A 15926-nucleotide genomic window follows, 5' to 3' on the forward strand; every position below is an offset into this window, starting at 1 on the left:
AGCCCATGCGCCGCCGAGCGAGTCTCGTCCTGCTCTCCTTCGCCGTCTTCTTCGCCGCGATGGCCCCCACCCTGCGGTGGTACGTCTTCCCCCGCGTGGTGAAGATCCCGCCGAACCAGTACCAGGAGGTGGTACTGGAGGCGAAGCCCGCGACCCTCGTCGACTACTCGACCCTCACGGCCAAGGAAGTCGAGAAGCTCACGATCATCCAGACCCTCAAGGGCAATGTGGAGGAGTCGAAGCGGATCGAGCGGGACGCCGGCCGTGACGTCGTCGTGTGGGACGCGCTCTCCCACATCACCGGCCCCGACGGCAAGATGGTCTCCCAGATCCCCGAGCGCTACATCTTCGACGCCCACACCCAGGACCCCGTCCACGCCACCGGGGAGATGGTCGACGGCGACGCCGTGCGGCGCGAGGGCATCGAGTTCAAGTGGCCCTTCCTCACCGAGAAGCGGGACTACCAGTACTTCGACGCCCGGTCCCGCACCACGGCCCCCATCCACTACAAGGGCACCCGCACCTTCCGTGGCATGGAGGTCTACTACTTCGAGCAGACCATCCCCTGGACCAAGGTCCCCATGCCCAAGAAGATGCCCATCGAGGGCGTCACCCCCGAGATGATCGCCCAGTCCGGCATGACCATCTGGTACACCACCAAGCGGATGTTCTGGATCGACCCCGTCACCGGCGCTCCCGTCAACGGCGAGGAGATCCACAAGGAGGAGCTCCGCAACGCCACGACCCAGTGGAAGGTCACCGCCTTCTCCGGTCACGTGAAGATGCGCGAGGACTACATCCGGTCCACCGTCGAGCTGGTCAAGACCAACCGGATGATCGTCCTTCTCGTCACCTCCTATCTGCCGTGGACCTTCGTCACCCTGGCTCTCGCCCTGCTCGCCCTCGCCCTCTGGCTGGAGGCCCGCGGCCGGCGCCCGGCCCCGGAGCCCGCTACCTCTCCCTCCTGAGCCGCGCGCTGGTGTGCCGCGTCGGCTCCGCCCCCGCCGGATCCTCCGGCCACGGATGCCGCGGGTAGCGCCCACGCAACTCCGCCCGCACCGAGCGGTAGCCCTCCCGCCAGAACGAGGCCAGATCGGCGGTGACGGCCGCCGGGCGCCCGGCGGGGGAGAGGAGATGGACCACGACCGGTGTCCCCGCCACCCGCGGTGTCTCGCCCAGACCGAACATCTCCTGCAGCTTCACCGCGAGGACCGGCTGCTCGCCGCTGTAGTCGACCCGTATCCGTGACCCGCTGGGCACCTCGATCCGCTCGGGTGCCAGCTCGTCGAGACGGCCCGCCTCGCCCGTCGCCCAGGGCAGCAGCCGCTGGAGCGCCTGACCCGCGTCGATCCGGCCGAGATCGGCCCGCCGCCGCGCCCGGGACAGCTCGGGCTCCAGCCACTCCTCCGCCCGGTCGAGCAGGGACTCCCGCGACACCTCAGGCCAGGGGTCGCCCAGAACCCGCCGCAGAAAGCCCAGCCGCTCTCTCAGCTCCCGCGACTCCCGGCTCCATCGCAACAGCCCGAGCCCCTCGCGCCGCAGCCCGTCCAGCAGAGCCGCCCGTACGAGCGCGGGATCGGCGTCCTCCCTGAGCGGGCGGGCGGACAGCTCTACCGCACCCAGCCGCGACACGGACCGGGCCACCACGTCCCCTTCCTCCCAGTGGACCTCCTCGCCCTCCTGGAGCAGATGCCCGGCGGCGGCCCGCGCCACGTCCTCGTCCACCACGGCCGCCAGCCGCACCCGGGCCGTGGCACTGCGCGCGGTCCGGTCCGCCACGGCGACGGCCAGCCAGGGCGCGCTGCCCAGTCCCGAGCCGCCGGCGAGCTCGGCGCCCGTCCCCGACACCATCAGCAACCCGCCGCCCTCGCGCGCCCTGGCGACCCGCTCGGGAAAGGCGAACGCGGTCACCAGCCCCGCCACGAAGTCGTCCCCGTTCCCCGCGACGGCCCCCGAGGACGCGGGCGCCGGTCCCGCCTCGGCGGCCGACCGCTCCAGGCGCCGGGCCTCCGCCCGCCAGCGCGCTCCGTAGCCGTCGTCGCCTCTGCGCGCCGCCCGCCAGGCCGCGGCAAGGTCGTCGCCGTACTCCCGGGGCGGCTCCTCGCTCAGCAGCGCCACCACCTCCGCCGCCCGGCGCGCCCCGACCTCGGGCGCGCTGTCCAGCAGGGCCCTGGCCAGCCGCGGATGGACCCCGAGCCGGGACATCCGTGCACCCCGCTCCGTCGCCCTGCCCTCCTCGTCCACCGCTCCGATGGACGTCAGCACGGACCGGGCCGCCGCCATCGCCCCGGCAGGCGGGGCGTCGAGGAGGGCGAGCCCCCGCGCCGACGGGTCGCCCCAGCACGCCGCCCGCAGGGCGAACGAGGCCAGATCCGCGACCTTGATCTCGGGCGAGGGGAACCGGGCCTGGCGTGCGTCCTCCGCCGGCGACCAGCAGCGGTACACCGTCCCGAAAGCCTCGCGCCCGGCGCGTCCGGTGCGCTGCGTCGCGACCGCGACCGACACCGGCACGGTGGCCAGCGAACCCAGTCCCCGCGCGTGGTCCGTCCGCGGCTCCCGGACGAGCCCGGAGTCCACCACGATCCGCACCCCCGGCACCGTCAGGCTCGACTCCGCCACCGAGGTCGCCAGGACCACCCGGCGCCGCCCGCCGGGCTCCCTCCCCCGCAGGACCGCGTCCTGCACCGCCGCCGGGGCGCGCCCGTGCAGCTGGAGCACCTCGGCGCCGAGATCCGCGAGGAGCCCCGCCGTCCGCGCGATCTCGCCCGTGCCCGGCAGGAAACAGAGAAGGTCGCCCTCGTGGCGTTCCAGCGCCATGCGGACCGTGGCGGCGACATGGCGCAGCAGAGCCGGGTCCACCCAGGTGCCGTGGGCCGGCCGGATCCCGGCGGGCGGTGGGGCGAAGTGGATCGCCGACCCGTGGATCCTGCCCTCCGCCCGCACGATCGGCGCCGGGCCGCCACTGCCGTCCAGCATCGTCAGCAGGTGCGCCCACGCCTCGGCGTCGCTCGTCGCCGACGCCGCGATCAGCTTCAGCTCCGGTCGCAGCGTCGCCCGTACGTCCACCAGGAAGGCCATCGCGGTGTCCGCGTCCAGATGCCGCTCGTGGCACTCGTCGAGCAGCACCACGTCCACGCCCCCGAGCTCCGGATCACGCTGGAGCCGCTGGAGCAGGACGCCCGTGGTCACCACCTCGACGCGGGTCGCCGGCCCGGCCCGGCGCTCGCCGCGGACCGAGAAGCCGACGGCCTCGCCGACGTCCTGGCCCAGCAGCCACGCCATCCGCCGCGCCGCCGCCCGCACCGCCATCCGGCGCGGCTCGGCCACCAGCACCCGACGCCGCGGCCCGTCCCCTATAAGACCCGCGAGCGCCAGCGGCACCAGCGTCGTCTTGCCGGTGCCGGGAGGCGCGTACAGCACCGCCGTGCCGCGCTCCTCGAGCGCGGTCAGCAGCTCGGGGACGGCATGGCGGACGGGGAGACGGTCGAGTGCGTCGTTTCGGATCACGCACTCAGTTTCGTACGTCGCCGCCGGTGCCGGACCCCGCTGTCCACAGGGACGGTCCTTTCATATGACGAATAGCGAGTCGCCGACGGTGAAGGGGGTTCAGTCCCTCTCGCACACGAAGATCGCCGTACCCGGGATCAGGTTCCCCCGCAGCGGGGACCAGCCGCCCCACTCCTGGCTGTTCCAGGCCGGCCACTCCGGCTCGACCAGGTCCACCAGCCGGAAGCCGCCGGCCACCACGTCCCGTACCCGGTCGCCGATCGTCCGGTGGTGCTCCACATATACGGCCCGGCCCTGCTCGTCCTGCTCCACATACGGCGTGCGGTCGAAGTAGGAGGCCGCGACCGACAGGCCCTCGGGGCCCGGCTCGTCCGGGAACGCCCAGCGGATCGGGTGCGTCACCGAGAAGACCCACCGCCCGCCGGGCCGCAGCACCCGGCGCACCTCGCGGAACACCTTCACCGGGTCCGCCACGAACGGCACCGCGCCGTACGCCGAGCACGCCAGGTCGAAGGAGCCGTCGCGGAAAGGCAGCGCCCCCGCGTCCGCCTCGACCAGCGGCACGTCCTCGCCGATCCGCAGCGCGTGCTGGAGCTGCCGGTGCGAGAGGTCGAGCGCCACCGGCCGCGCCCCCTGCGCCGCCAGCCAGCGCGAGCACTGCGCCGCGCCCGCGCCGATCTCGAGGACGTCCAGCCCCTTCAGTGAGCCCGCCGGGCCGAGGAGCCCCGCCTCGGCCTCGTCCAGGCCCTCGGGACCCCACACGAACCGGTCGTCCCCGAGGAAGGCTCCGTGCTCGCTCTGGTACTCGTCGGCGTTCCGGTCCCACCAGCCACGGCTCGCCCGGCTGCTCTCCGCGTCCCCGGCATCACGCCGGGTCGCCTCCGGCTCGTCCCCGGGTCCGTCTTTCTGTTCGTACTCTTGGTTCATCTCGCCCGTCGATGTAGTTTGCGCTCAGCGCGGCTGCGCTGCCCCGTGCCGGATGGCCTGGGGAGACACGAGTTGTGCCGGTTATGTGGCGATCTGCCCCGGGTGCGCGCTTCGCGCATTGACCCTGTCCGGCCGCCCCCGTATGCTAAAGGTTGCGCTGCGGGCCTGCGCGCCTCAGACGGAGCAGGCCGCGCTCGCACCTGTTGTATGTCCCCTCGGTTTTCGGGGCGCCCCACCGTTCATCGGCAAGGCGCTTCATTGGCTGTCCGGCTTCTTCAGTGCGATACGGGCTCACGGCGTAGCAGTACCTACGACTTTCTGTCCGTAACCGGAGCCCTTTCCCACATGACGAGCAGCACCGAGACCACCGCCACCACCCCGCAGGTTGCGGTCAACGACATCGGTAACGAGGAAGCCTTCCTCGCCGCGATCGACGAGACGATCAAGTACTTCAACGACGGCGACATCGTCGACGGCGTCATCGTGAAGGTCGACCGGGACGAGGTCCTGCTCGACATCGGTTACAAGACCGAAGGTGTCATCCCGAGCCGCGAGCTCTCGATCAAGCACGACGTCGACCCGAACGAGGTCGTCAAGGTCGGCGACGAGATCGAGGCCCTGGTTCTCCAGAAGGAGGACAAGGAAGGCCGCCTGATCCTCTCGAAGAAGCGTGCCCAGTACGAGCGCGCCTGGGGCACCATCGAGAAGATCAAGGAAGAGGACGGCATCGTCACCGGTACCGTCATCGAGGTCGTCAAGGGTGGTCTCATCCTCGACATCGGCCTCCGCGGCTTCCTCCCGGCCTCCCTGGTCGAGATGCGCCGCGTCCGCGACCTCCAGCCCTACGTGGGCAAGGAGCTCGAGGCGAAGATCATCGAGCTGGACAAGAACCGCAACAACGTGGTCCTGTCCCGCCGTGCCTGGCTGGAGCAGACCCAGTCCGAGGTTCGCCAGACCTTCCTCACGACCCTCCAGAAGGGTCAGGTCCGCTCCGGCGTCGTGTCCTCGATCGTCAACTTCGGTGCCTTCGTGGACCTGGGTGGCGTCGACGGCCTCGTGCACGTCTCCGAGCTGTCCTGGAAGCACATCGACCACCCGTCCGAGGTTGTCGAGGTCGGCCAGGAGGTCACCGTCGAGGTTCTCGACGTGGACATGGACCGCGAGCGTGTCTCCCTGTCGCTGAAGGCGACGCAGGAGGACCCGTGGCAGCAGTTCGCCCGTACGCACCAGATCGGTCAGGTCGTCCCGGGCAAGGTCACCAAGCTGGTTCCGTTCGGTGCGTTCGTCCGCGTGGACGAGGGCATCGAGGGTCTGGTCCACATCTCCGAGCTGGCCGAGCGCCACGTGGAGATCCCGGAGCAGGTCGTCCAGGTCAACGACGAGATCTTCGTCAAGGTCATCGACATCGACCTCGAGCGTCGCCGGATCTCGCTGTCCCTGAAGCAGGCCAACGAGTCCTTCGGTGCCGACCCGGCGTCGGTCGAGTTCGACCCGACCCTGTACGGCATGGCCGCGTCCTACGACGACCAGGGCAACTACATCTACCCCGAGGGCTTCGACCCCGAGACCAACGACTGGCTCGAGGGCTACGAGACCCAGCGCGAGGCCTGGGAGACCCAGTACGCCGAGGCGCAGCAGCGCTTCGAGCAGCACCAGGCTCAGGTCATCAAGTCCCGCGAGGCCGACGAGGCCGCCGCTGCCGAGGGTGGCGCCGCCGCTCCGGCCGGTGCCCCGGCGGGCGTCTCGGGTGGTTCGTACTCCTCGGAGTCGGACGACAACTCCGGCGCCCTGGCGTCGGACGAGGCCCTGGCTGCCCTGCGCGAGAAGCTGGCCGGCGGCCAGAGCTGAATCGGCTCTGCTGCTAGGCACTAGCTAGCCAACGATCGAGGCCCGTTCCCCTCCGGGGGAGCGGGCCTCAGTCGTGTGCTCGCGCGCTGACGGTCCGCACACGAAAACCCTGTCTCGGGGAATGCTCCTGCCCTCAGGGGCGTTCTTTCCTAGGAACGCGAGGAGGAGCGGTAATCGTGCTTGATCCCCAGGATTTGTACGAATGGGACCAGAAGGGCCTGGCCGTGGTGGACGTGGCCCTGGCGCAGGAGTCGGCCGGGTTGGTCATGCTCTACCACTTCGACGGCTACATCGACGCGGGTGAGACCGGCGAGCAGATCGTCGACCGCCTGCTGGACACGCTGCCGCACCAGGTGGTGGCCCGCTTCGACCACGACCGGCTCGTGGACTACCGAGCCCGCCGGCCCCTGCTCACGTTCCGGCGCGACCGATGGACGGCGTACGAGACACCCGCCCTCGAGGTCCGGCTCGTCCAGGACGCCACCGGCGCGCCTTTCCTGCTGCTCTCCGGCCCCGAGCCGGACGTGGAGTGGGAGCGCTTCGCCGCCGCCGTCCGCCAGATCGTCGAACGTCTCGGCGTACGGCTCTCCGTGAACTTCCACGGCATCCCCATGGGCGTCCCGCACACCCGGCCCGTCGGACTCACCCCGCACGGCAGCCGTACGGACCTCATGCCCGGCCACCGTAGCCCCTTCGACGAGGCCCAGGTGCCCGGCAGCGCCGAGTCGCTCGTCGAGTACCGGCTCACGGAGTCCGGCTACGACACGCTCGGTGTCGCGGCGCACGTCCCGCACTACGTCGCCCGCTCCTCCTACCCCGATGCCGCACTGACCGCCCTGGAGGCCATCACGGCCGCCACCGGGCTCGTGCTGCCGGGTGTCGCGCACGCGCTGCGCACGGAGGCCCGGCGCACCCAGACCGAGATCGAGCGCCAGATCGGCGAGGGCGACGACGAGCTGACGGCCCTGGTCCAGGGCCTTGAGCACCAGTACGACGCGATGGCCGGCGCCGAGACCCGCGGCAACCTGGTCGCGGAGGCCGTCGAGCTGCCGTCGGCGGACGAACTGGGCCGCGAGTTCGAGCGCTTCCTCGCGGAGCGCGAGGGCGACGCATAGCCGGCGACGCACAACCCCAGCCGGGCGGCGCCCGGGCGGGGGTCCTAAGCTGCCGCTCATGCTGAAGGTGGGCCTGACCGGCGGTATCGGCGCCGGCAAGAGTGAAGTGTCGCGGCTCCTCGTCTCGTACGGGGCCGTGCTGATCGACGCCGACAAGATCGCGCGCGAGGTCGTCGAGCCCGGGACACCCGGGCTCGCGGCCGTCGTGGAGGCGTTCGGGGCGGAGATCCTGACCGAGCAGGGCACCCTGGACCGGCCGAAGCTCGGCTCGATCGTCTTCGCCGACACCGACAGCCTGGCCACCCTGAACGCCATCGTCCACCCCCTCGTCGGCGCCCGCTCCGCCGAGCTGGAGAGCACGGCGGGACCGGACGACGTCGTCGTCCACGACGTGCCCCTCCTCACCGAGAACGGCCTCGCCCCGCTCTACGACGTGGTCGTCGTCGTCGACGCGTCCCCCGAGACGCAGCTCGACCGGCTGGTACGGCTGCGCGGCATGGCAGAGGCCGAGGCGCGGGCCCGGATGGCTGCCCAGGCGACGCCTGCGCAGCGCCGGGCGATCGCGGACCTCGTCATCGACAACGACGGGCCGCTGGAGGCGCTGGAACCCCAGGTCCGGAAGGTGTGGGAGGAGCTCGTACGGCGAGCGGCCGCAGGGGACCGTTAGAAGGCGGCCGGACCGGCAGATCGGCGGCGCCTCCGCCTGGGTAGGGATGGCGGGTACGGGTACGGGTGGCGGGCGGTCGTCGGATCGTATTCCCGTACGGAATACCGCTGCCGTGCCCGATGTTGAACCGCCGGAGCAAGGGGAAGGATGCCACCGTGGCCGAGACAAGCCCGGAGACCCACGTCATCGACTTCCGTGCGGCCGAGCAACTGCTCTCGGCCCGTGACCCGCGGGGCGCGATCAAGCTGCTCGACTCGGTCATCGCCGCTCACCCGGAGAGCAGGGCGGCGCGCCTGCTGCGGGCGCGCGCCTACTTCGCGGCCGCCCAACTGCGCTCGGCGGAGCGCGAGTTCCAGCACATCGTGGATCACGAGCCGGACAACGCGTTCGCGCACTTCGCGCTGGCCCGCACCTTCCAGCGCTCCGGCCGTCCCGACCAGGCCACCCGGCACTTCCGGCTCGCGGCCGCGCTCGACCCGAAGCCGGAGTACCTGGAGGCGGCCCGCTTCGGCCCGGAGGCCGAGGCCTGACCGCTCGCGTCAGGGCCTCAGGCGGGGGTCCGGCCCGGTACGGCGGCCCGTGCCGCCGTGATCGGGCTCGTACGGCGGGATGTCCCGGCCGGGCTGCCAGTGCGGCCCCTGGTGGATGTGGCGCAGCACCATCGACATGTCGACCGCGGCCACCACGAACAGCACGCCGCAGGCCGCCGCCCACCCCGGACTGCCGACCAGGGCGAACACCGTCGTGCCGAAGACCGCCCAGATCAGACCCCACAGACTCAGCCAGAACCGCATCCGCAGGGGACTGCGCGCGGTCGCGGGTTCACTCCCAGTACGCATGACGGTCGCATCTCCTCGGAGAACCCCTGAGGGTCTACTGAGGGTCTACCCCCGACAGGCAGGGGCGAACGTCACTCGAACGGGGGGTATCTCGGTCCCCGGGGTGAGAGCGGGAACGGCCGTCCCGGGAACCTCGTTCTCCGGGGCATGAGCGTACGGATGCGTGAGGGACACCAAGGGACGGGGCCCGGAGCCATCACTCCGGACGGCTGCGCCGTGGACGTGTACCGGCGTCTCGGGGCCGGGATCGAACCGGACGTGATCGAGGCCGCCGTGCCGGCCGGTGCCTCGCTGCTCGAACTGGGCTGCGGGGCAGGGCGGGTGACGGAGCCTCTCGTCCGGCGGGGCTTCGCCGTGACGGCGGTGGACGAGTCGGCCGAGATGCTGGAGGCCGTCCGGGAGCGCGTACCGGGCGTGGAGGCGGTGCGGAGCCCGATCGAATCGCTGGAGCTGGCGCGGCGGTTCGACGTGGTGATACTCGCCTCCTTCCTGGTGCACACGGCTGAGCACCGCACCCGGCAGGCATTCCTGGAGACCTGCAGACGGCATGTGACGGACGACGGCTGCGTGCTGATCCAGCGCGAGGGGGAGGACTGGCACCGGAACCTGCCGCGCGAACGAGAGGACCCGGCGGGCTGCACGGTACGGATCGTGTCGGCGGACCCGGTCGGGGACGGCGTCGACTCGGTCCTCGCCGAGTACGTCTTCCCGGACACGACCTGGACCCAGACGTTCCGGTCCCGGCACCTGAGCAAGGAGGACTTCGAGCGCCATCTGGGCGAGGCGGGGCTCGTGGTGGACACCTACCTGACGGACGACGCCACATGGGTGAGGGCCCGGCCCAAGTCCCCCTGAAGGAGACCGAGTCGGGTGCCGGAACGCGCCGGCTCCGGGGTGTGAGGCGGTACGGGACGGGGGATCCGACCCCCGACGGGGGAGGCACGCATGGACCAGGAGAGCCGCGCTATCGGGGAGTTGCTCCGCAACGAGGCCGTACGGGAGCGGCGCGGGGGGTGCTGTACGAGGACTCCCTGGGCCACTCCGCGCGCGTGCTCCGCACCGCCTGCCGGGAACAAGGGTGCGGCTTCGACCCGGCGTACGACCTCGCGAAGGTCGTACGCCGCGACGGCAACGGAGTCGGCGTCTTCAACCTGCTGGTGATCGCTAGCATCATCGACCCGAAGCTGAACAACCCGCGCTTCGCCGTGCTCGACGCCCTCCACGCCTCCGCGGGCGGCGACCGGGCACGGCTCGACGGGCTCGTCGCAGGCTTCTCCGGTCCGTCCGGGGAGACCCCGGCCGACTTCAGCTCCGGTCTGCACGCCGCCACGCTCTGCGCGGACTCGCGCTGGCCCTGGGGCGACGCCGCGGCGCCCGTCGAGGGGCGGGAGCGCGCGCTGAAACTGGCCGTGCACCGGATCAGGCCGGCGGACGTGTGGCCCTTCGAACGGGAGACGGCCGGCGGTCAGGGGATTCCGCAGACCTGCCTGCCCTGGCCCGCCTCCCGTCCCAACCGGGCGGCGCCGGGCCGCACGCTGACCATGCCGGTCCTGCTCCTGGCCGGGGACCGGGACCTGTCGACACCGGTCCAGTGGGCCCGCGAGCTCGCCGCCACGACTCCGAAGGCCGAACTGGTCGTCGTCGAGGGCGCCGGGCACTCCACCCAGAGCCGCAGCGACGAGGGAGCCCGGGCGGCGCAGGAGTTCCTGCTGCGCTGAGCCCCGCCCAGGACCGTGCGCCGCGCCCGGAACGGGGGTCCGGGCGCGGCGCACGGCAGGGTGACATCGCCCAGTGAGCGACGCCTAGTGCACGACGGTGTAGCTGCGCCAGGGGAGCGTGCCGGGCGCGATCGTGTCGGACGTGTTGGTGGCGACGTAGATGGACCTCTCGCCCCGGCAGTCCAGGGTCCGGTACAGAACGATGTCGTTCAGCGTCCGGTTCTCGACCCTGGTCACGCCGGAGGGTGCGAGCCGGTGGCAGCCGTTGACCGAGGGGCTGGTCACGGTGATCACGAGCTCGCGCTCGGTCTCGTAGCTGAGCGTGCCCACCGCGGTGCGGCCGAGGCCGGAGCAGCCCGCGACGGCGAGGGTCAGGAGCGCGGCCCCGGCGGCGGTGCCGAGACGCCGGTGAACGGACATGGCGGATCCTCGTCTGTCGGGCGAAGGCGGCAAAAGCCCTGTTCCCCGTCACCCTGCCGTCTGCCGGGCGTACCGGCACCCGCTGCTGGGCCGCCCGGGCGAAGCGGCCCGAAAGCCCGTTGTCAGACCCCACCCGTAAGGTCGGAGATCCAGTCGGTATCCGTCGCGGAACGGGGAGGTGCACAGCGCGATGACGCACACGTGGCAGACCAGTGCGGCCGTCTTCCTCCCGGCCGCTCTGCCCCGCGACGGGCGGGTCGCCTTCTGGGCCCCGGACGGTCACGCGCTGCCCGTGCCCCCGCCCGGCGTCGAAGCCGCGGACGCGCACGGCGGCGGGGATGAGGGCGATGGCACGGGTGCCCGGGTCGCCGAGCTCACCGTCGTGCGCCGCCACGGCGCCGGAGTCCGCGGCCGTACGGTTCCCGCGGTGGTCTTCGGTGTCGCCGAGGCCCTGCCGCACCTGGTCGCCGCCCGTCACCACCCGGCCGCCCACCCCGCCACCGCCTGCTGGGGCGCCGCGGCCCTGCACGCCCTGCACCTCGCCGCCCGGGGCCGGCTGCTGCCCGGGCTCACCGCCGACGACCTGGACGCCTGGCGGGCGGGGCCGCTGGACGCCGAGGACATCGCCCATCTGCGGGCCGTCGCCGCCGCCATGCCCTACGAAGCTCACGCCGTGCCCGTCCCCGGCCGCACCCCGCTCCAGCTGCCCGAGCCGGAGGCGCTCGTACGGGCCTTTCTCGACGCGGTCGCCGACACCCTGCCCCGCACCCCCGCCGCGGCCCACGCGGCGGGCGCGCCGTTCGCCGCGCGCGCCGCGCAGCACCTGCCCCGCGCGCGTGCCTGGGCGGCCGAGGCCGCGGCCGGCATGGACGCCGGGGTCCGCGTCTCGCTCCGCCTCGACCTCGCCGGACACGAGCTCTTCGACATCGCCGAGGAGGGCGGCGACGAGCGGCAGGCCGCCGCGGCGGTCCTCCAGGTCCACAGCCTCGCCGACCCCACGCTCGTCATCGACGCCGCAGCCCTCTGGGCCGGCGACGGCGACGAGCTCTTCGGGCCGCGCGCCCGGATCGACGCCGTCCTCGCGCTGCGCCGGGCGGCCCGCGTCTGGCCGCCGCTCGGCAGGCTCCTGGAGCGCGACGTCCCCGACGTCCTCGCCGTCACCGAGGACGAGCTGTACGAACTGTTGGGCCCCGGCGCCGCACGCCTCGCCGACGCCGGCGTCGCGGTCCACTGGCCCCGCGAGCTGGTCCGCTCGCTCAGCGCCTCCGCAGTGGTGCGGCCACCGCTCTCCGCGCCCGGCTCCGCCACCGACGGCACGGCGTTCTTCGACAGCGAGGAACTGCTCCGCTTCAACTGGCAGCTCGCACTCGACGGCGACCCGCTCACCGAGCGGGAGATGGACGCGCTCGCCGAGTCCCACCGGCCCATCGTGCGGCTGCGCGACCAGTGGGTGGTCGTCGACCCCGACCTGGTCCGCAAGGCCCGCAAGCGCGAACTCGGCCTCCTGGAGCCCGTCGACGCCCTCGCCGTCGCCCTCAGCGGGACGGCGGAGGTGGACGGCGAGAGCGTCCGCGCCGTGCCCGTCGGAGCGCTCGCGACCCTGCGGGACCGGCTCGTCGCCGGCCCGGAGGCGATCGAACCGCCCGCCGGTCTGGACGCCACCCTGCGCGACTACCAGCTGCGCGGACTCGCCTGGCTGGACCTGATGACCTCGCTCGGCCTCGGCGGCTGCCTCGCCGACGACATGGGCCTGGGCAAGACCGTCACCCTCATCGCCCTCCATCTGCGCCGCGCCCGCCGAGCGCCCACCCTGGTCGTCTGCCCCGCGTCCCTGCTCGGCAACTGGCAGCGGGAGATCCAGCGGTTCGCCCCCGGAGTCCCCGTGCGCCGCTTCCACGGCGCCGGCCGTTCGCTGGACGGGCTCGACACGGACTGCGGCCCCGGCGGATTCGTCCTCACCACCTATGGCACCCTGCGCACCAGCGCGCCTCAACTGGCCGAGCAGGAGTGGGGGCTGGTCGTCGCCGACGAGGCACAGCACGTCAAGAACCCCTTCTCCGCGACGGCCAAGGCGCTGCGTACGATCCCGACGCCCGCCAGGGTCGCCCTCACCGGCACCCCCGTGGAGAACAACCTCTCCGAGCTGTGGGCCCTGCTCGACTGGACCACCCCCGGCCTCCTCGGCCCCCTCAAGACCTTCCGCTCCCGCCACGCGCGCGCCGTCGAGAACAGCGAGGAGATCGAGAACGACGAGGCCGTCGAGCGCCTCGCCCGTCTCGTCCGGCCCTTCCTGCTCCGCCGCCGCAAGTCCGACCCCGGCATCGTCCCCGAGCTGCCGCCCAAGACCGAGTCCGACCACCCCGTGCCGCTCACCCGCGAACAGGCCTCGCTCTACGAGGCGGTGGTACGGGAGACCATGGCGCAGATCGAGGGCGCGGAGGGCATCGCGCGCCGCGGGCTCATCATGAAGCTGCTCACCTCCCTCAAGCAGATCTGCAACCACCCCGCCCAGTACCTCAAGGAACAGACGGCCAAGGGCGGGGGCACGGCCCGGCTCGCCGGACGCTCGGGCAAGCTCGCCCTGCTCGACGAACTCCTCGACACGATCCTGTCCGAGGACGGCGCTGTGCTCGTCTTCACCCAGTACGTCTCCATGGCCCGGCTCCTCGCCGACCACCTCGCCGCCCGGGCGATCCCGGCCCAGCTGCTCCACGGGGGCACGCCCGTCGCCGAGCGCGAGCGGATGGTCGACCGCTTCCAGTCCGGCGAGGTGCCCGTCTTCCTGCTGTCGCTGAAGGCCGCGGGCACCGGGCTCAACCTCACCCGGGCAGGACACGTCGTCCACTTCGACCGCTGGTGGAACCCGGCCGTCGAGGAGCAGGCCACCGACCGGGCCTACCGCATCGGACAGACCCAGCCGGTGCAGGTCCACCGGCTGATCGCCGAGGGCACCGTGGAGGACAGCATCGCCGAGATGCTGCGGGCCAAGCGCGCCCTGGCCGACGCCGTCCTCGGCTCGGGAGAGGCCGCGCTGACCGAACTGACCGACCGCGAGCTGGCGGACCTGGTGTCCCTGAGGAGGCCGTCATGAACCGCCGCCCCGCCGCCGGGCGGTTCGCCGGCCCGCGCCACGACGACCGGCGCCGTTCGTTCCCCGCCCTCGCCCCCCGCGAGGCGCCCGACGGCCGCTTCGCCGCCACCTGGTGGGGCAACGCCTGGGTGGAGGCCCTGGAGGACACCGCCCTCGACCCGGCCCGCCTGGCCCGCGGCAAGGCCTACGCGGGACGGGGACACGTCGACGCGATCACGGTCACGCCCGGCCGGGTCGTCGCCTACGTCCACGGCACCCGCCCCCGCCCGTACCGCACCGAGATCCGGCTGCGGACCCTCGGCGACGACGGCTGGGAGCGGTTCCTCGACGAGGTCGCCGCCCGGCCCGAGCACATCGCCGCCCTGCTCGACAAGGACGTGCCGCACGCCCTCGAAGCCGTCACCGGCCTGCTGCCCGCGCCCGGGGACCTCGTCCCCGACTGCTCCTGCCCGGACAACGGCTTCCCCTGCAAGCACGCCGCAGCCCTCTGCTACCAGTCGGCGCGACTCCTCGACGAGGATCCGTTCGTCCTCTTCCTGATGCGCGGGCGCGGCGAGCAGGAGATCCTCGCCGCCCTCACCCACCGCAACGCGGCCCGGTCCGCCGCCGAGACGACCGCGTCCGCGCCGCCGATGGCCACGATCCCGGCCCGCATCGCGCTCGCCACCACCCCGCCCGCCGGCCGTGCCCTGCCGCCCCTGCCGCCGCCGCTCCCCGTTCCCGCGCACCCCGGCCGCCCACCCGTCTACCCCCCGGACCGGGACGCCCCCGACCCCCTCGCCCTGGACCTGCTCGCGACCGAGGCGGCCGCCCGCGCCCACACCTTCCTGACCACCGGCCACGACCCCGTCGCCGCCCTCACCCCGTGGCAGGACGCCGTCCGGCTCGCCGCCGCGCACCCCGGCTCCGGTCTCACCGCCTCCACCCGCGCGCTCTACCGCGACCTCGCGTACGCCCTCGACCGCACGCCCACCGACCTGGCCCGCGCCGTCGCCGCCTGGCGTCAGGGCGGCTCCGCAGGACTGGCCGTCCTGGAAGAGCCCTGGGACCCGCCCGCAGGCCCCTTCGACCGGGCCCGCCCCGCCCTGCTCGCCGCCGACTTCCCCTCCTTCCGTCCCTGGCGGAACCGGCTGTCGACCCGGTCCCTGCAACTCCGCTTCGGCCGCGACGGGCTCTGGTACGGCTACGAGTCGGACGCCGACCGCGAGGACTGGTGGCCCCGCGGCACCCCCGACGCCGACCCCGTCGGCGCACTCACCGACCTGCTCGGGCGCTGACCGATAGGCTGAGGGAACGCGTCGACCGTTCGAAGGGGGCCTGATGGAAGCCGAGTTGGTGGCGCTGGCGACAACGGGGGCGACCGCGCTCGTCCAGCACATGGTGGGCGACGGCTGGGAGCGCGCCCGGACCCGGGTCGCGGAGTTCTTCGCCGGACGCTTCGGAGCCGACGCCGAGTCGGTCGGCGCCGAACTGGAGACCGTACGGGACGAACTGCTCGCCGCCGAACGGGACGGCGACGAGCAGGCCGCGGCCGACGCGCGCGCCGAAGCCCTGGCCGAGTGGCGCGCCCGGATGCGCCGCAGCCTCCGGGACGACCCGGACGCAGCGGACGAACTACGGGAGATCCTCGCCGAGTTGGACGTGCCGACCGGGGGCAAGGGCGAAGCCCCGACCATTCACATTTCCAACTCGATCTCCGGGGGAGTCGCTCACCACACGGTGATCCAGGCCGGCATGGTCGGCAGAATGTACAACGGCGACGGCAGGGGCACCGGCGGCGCAACCCCCTAGAGT

14 protein-coding genes are annotated in these 15926 nt (G+C 72.9%); 10 read left to right on the top strand and 4 right to left on the bottom strand.

From position 1 onward, the window contains the following. Positions 1–5: 5 nt before the first annotated feature. A complete protein-coding gene (locus FDM97_RS09915) occupies positions 6–968 on the top strand; it encodes a cell envelope lipid trafficking protein PgfA (protein ID WP_137990036.1) in 963 nt (320 codons plus the stop codon). Here FDM97_RS09915 and hrpB read toward each other — a convergent pair. Together hrpB and FDM97_RS09925 are read right to left on the bottom strand one after the other, a co-directional pair. Beyond that, positions 952–3507, bottom strand: coding sequence for an ATP-dependent helicase HrpB (gene hrpB, locus FDM97_RS09920; protein ID WP_137990037.1), 2556 nt, complete (start codon positions 3505–3507; stop codon positions 952–954). The two genes, FDM97_RS09915 and hrpB, sit on opposite strands and share 17 nt — an antisense overlap. Before the next feature lie 99 nt (positions 3508–3606). Continuing rightward, positions 3607–4434: a class I SAM-dependent methyltransferase gene (locus FDM97_RS09925; RefSeq protein WP_137990038.1), complete on the bottom strand. Its 828-nt coding sequence runs from the start codon at positions 4432–4434 to the stop codon at positions 3607–3609. A gap of 345 nt (positions 4435–4779) precedes the next feature. On the opposite strand from FDM97_RS09925, the gene rpsA reads away from it, so the two are divergent. The 4 genes from rpsA to FDM97_RS09945 all read left to right on the top strand — a co-directional run bounded on the left by rpsA (position 4780) and on the right by FDM97_RS09945 (position 8594). After that, on the top strand, positions 4780–6282 hold the full coding sequence (rpsA, locus tag FDM97_RS09930) for a 30S ribosomal protein S1 (RefSeq protein ID WP_019885395.1): 1503 nt from the start codon (positions 4780–4782) through the stop codon (positions 6280–6282). A gap of 176 nt (positions 6283–6458) precedes the next feature. Beyond that, positions 6459–7397, top strand: a complete 939-nt coding sequence (locus FDM97_RS09935; RefSeq protein WP_137990039.1) for a PAC2 family protein — start codon at positions 6459–6461, stop codon at positions 7395–7397. A 58-nt stretch (positions 7398–7455) separates the two neighbouring features. Continuing rightward, on the top strand, positions 7456–8064 hold the full coding sequence (gene coaE / locus FDM97_RS09940; RefSeq protein WP_137990040.1) for a dephospho-CoA kinase: 609 nt from the start codon (positions 7456–7458) through the stop codon (positions 8062–8064). A 155-nt stretch (positions 8065–8219) separates the two neighbouring features. Then, positions 8220–8594 carry a tetratricopeptide repeat protein gene (locus tag FDM97_RS09945; protein ID WP_137990041.1) on the top strand — a complete coding sequence of 125 codons (375 nt, stop codon included), beginning with the start codon at positions 8220–8222 and terminating at the stop codon, positions 8592–8594. A gap of 9 nt (positions 8595–8603) precedes the next feature. Here FDM97_RS09945 and FDM97_RS09950 read toward each other — a convergent pair whose 3' ends face one another. Next, on the bottom strand, positions 8604–8903 hold the full coding sequence (locus tag FDM97_RS09950; protein ID WP_137990042.1) for a DUF6343 family protein: 300 nt from the start codon (positions 8901–8903) through the stop codon (positions 8604–8606). Between the two features lie 159 nt (positions 8904–9062). Between FDM97_RS09950 and FDM97_RS09955 the strand changes: the two genes are divergently transcribed. After that, a complete protein-coding gene (locus tag FDM97_RS09955) occupies positions 9063–9758 on the top strand; it encodes a class I SAM-dependent methyltransferase (protein ID WP_254705549.1) in 696 nt (231 codons plus the stop codon). Between the two features lie 158 nt (positions 9759–9916). Beyond that, positions 9917–10621, top strand: coding sequence for an alpha/beta hydrolase (locus FDM97_RS09960; protein WP_137990044.1), 705 nt, complete (start codon positions 9917–9919; stop codon positions 10619–10621). A gap of 84 nt (positions 10622–10705) precedes the next feature. On the opposite strand, the gene FDM97_RS09965 is transcribed toward FDM97_RS09960, so the two are convergent. After that, entirely contained in the window at positions 10706–11041 is a 336-nt protein-coding gene (locus FDM97_RS09965) for a hypothetical protein (RefSeq protein WP_137990045.1), read from the bottom strand. Between the two features lie 190 nt (positions 11042–11231). Here FDM97_RS09965 and FDM97_RS09970 point away from each other — a divergent pair, with 190 nt between their 5' ends. The 3 genes from FDM97_RS09970 to FDM97_RS09980 are packed head-to-tail and all read left to right on the top strand — an operon-like array spanning position 11232 to position 15923. Continuing rightward, positions 11232–14132 (top strand): DEAD/DEAH box helicase, encoded by a 2901-nt coding sequence (locus FDM97_RS09970; RefSeq protein WP_137990046.1) that lies wholly within the window; start codon positions 11232–11234, stop codon positions 14130–14132. Further along, positions 14129–15409, top strand: a complete 1281-nt coding sequence (locus tag FDM97_RS09975) for an SWIM zinc finger family protein (protein WP_137990047.1) — start codon at positions 14129–14131, stop codon at positions 15407–15409. Before FDM97_RS09970 ends, FDM97_RS09975 begins: the two co-directional genes overlap by 4 nt. 43 nt (positions 15410–15452) lie before the next feature. Next, complete coding sequence (locus FDM97_RS09980) at positions 15453–15923, top strand: hypothetical protein (RefSeq protein ID WP_137990048.1); 471 nt, start codon at positions 15453–15455, stop codon at positions 15921–15923. Positions 15924–15926 lie beyond the last annotated feature (3 nt).

It is taken from the genome of Streptomyces vilmorinianum, from assembly GCF_005517195.1.
Taxonomy (GTDB): Bacteria; Actinomycetota; Actinomycetes; order Streptomycetales; family Streptomycetaceae; genus Streptomyces; species Streptomyces vilmorinianum.

Excerpts from the sequence above, each read along its gene's own strand:
- FDM97_RS09950 (WP_137990042.1), bottom strand. The coding sequence starts at position 8,903 with ATGCGTACTGGGAGTGAACCCGCGACCGCGCGCAGTCCCCTGCGGATG.
- FDM97_RS09955 (WP_254705549.1), top strand. The coding sequence starts at position 9,063 with ATGCGTGAGGGACACCAAGGGACGGGGCCCGGAGCCATCACTCCGGAC.
- FDM97_RS09975 (WP_137990047.1), top strand. The coding sequence starts at position 14,129 with ATGAACCGCCGCCCCGCCGCCGGGCGGTTCGCCGGCCCGCGCCACGAC.
- FDM97_RS09965 (WP_137990045.1), bottom strand. The coding sequence starts at position 11,041 with ATGTCCGTTCACCGGCGTCTCGGCACCGCCGCCGGGGCCGCGCTCCTG.
- coaE (WP_137990040.1), top strand. The coding sequence starts at position 7,456 with ATGCTGAAGGTGGGCCTGACCGGCGGTATCGGCGCCGGCAAGAGTGAA.
- FDM97_RS09970 (WP_137990046.1), top strand. The coding sequence starts at position 11,232 with ATGACGCACACGTGGCAGACCAGTGCGGCCGTCTTCCTCCCGGCCGCT.
- FDM97_RS09980 (WP_137990048.1), top strand. The coding sequence starts at position 15,453 with ATGGAAGCCGAGTTGGTGGCGCTGGCGACAACGGGGGCGACCGCGCTC.
- FDM97_RS09915 (WP_137990036.1), top strand. The coding sequence starts at position 6 with ATGCGCCGCCGAGCGAGTCTCGTCCTGCTCTCCTTCGCCGTCTTCTTC.
- FDM97_RS09925 (WP_137990038.1), bottom strand. The coding sequence starts at position 4,434 with ATGAACCAAGAGTACGAACAGAAAGACGGACCCGGGGACGAGCCGGAG.
- rpsA (WP_019885395.1), top strand. The coding sequence starts at position 4,780 with ATGACGAGCAGCACCGAGACCACCGCCACCACCCCGCAGGTTGCGGTC.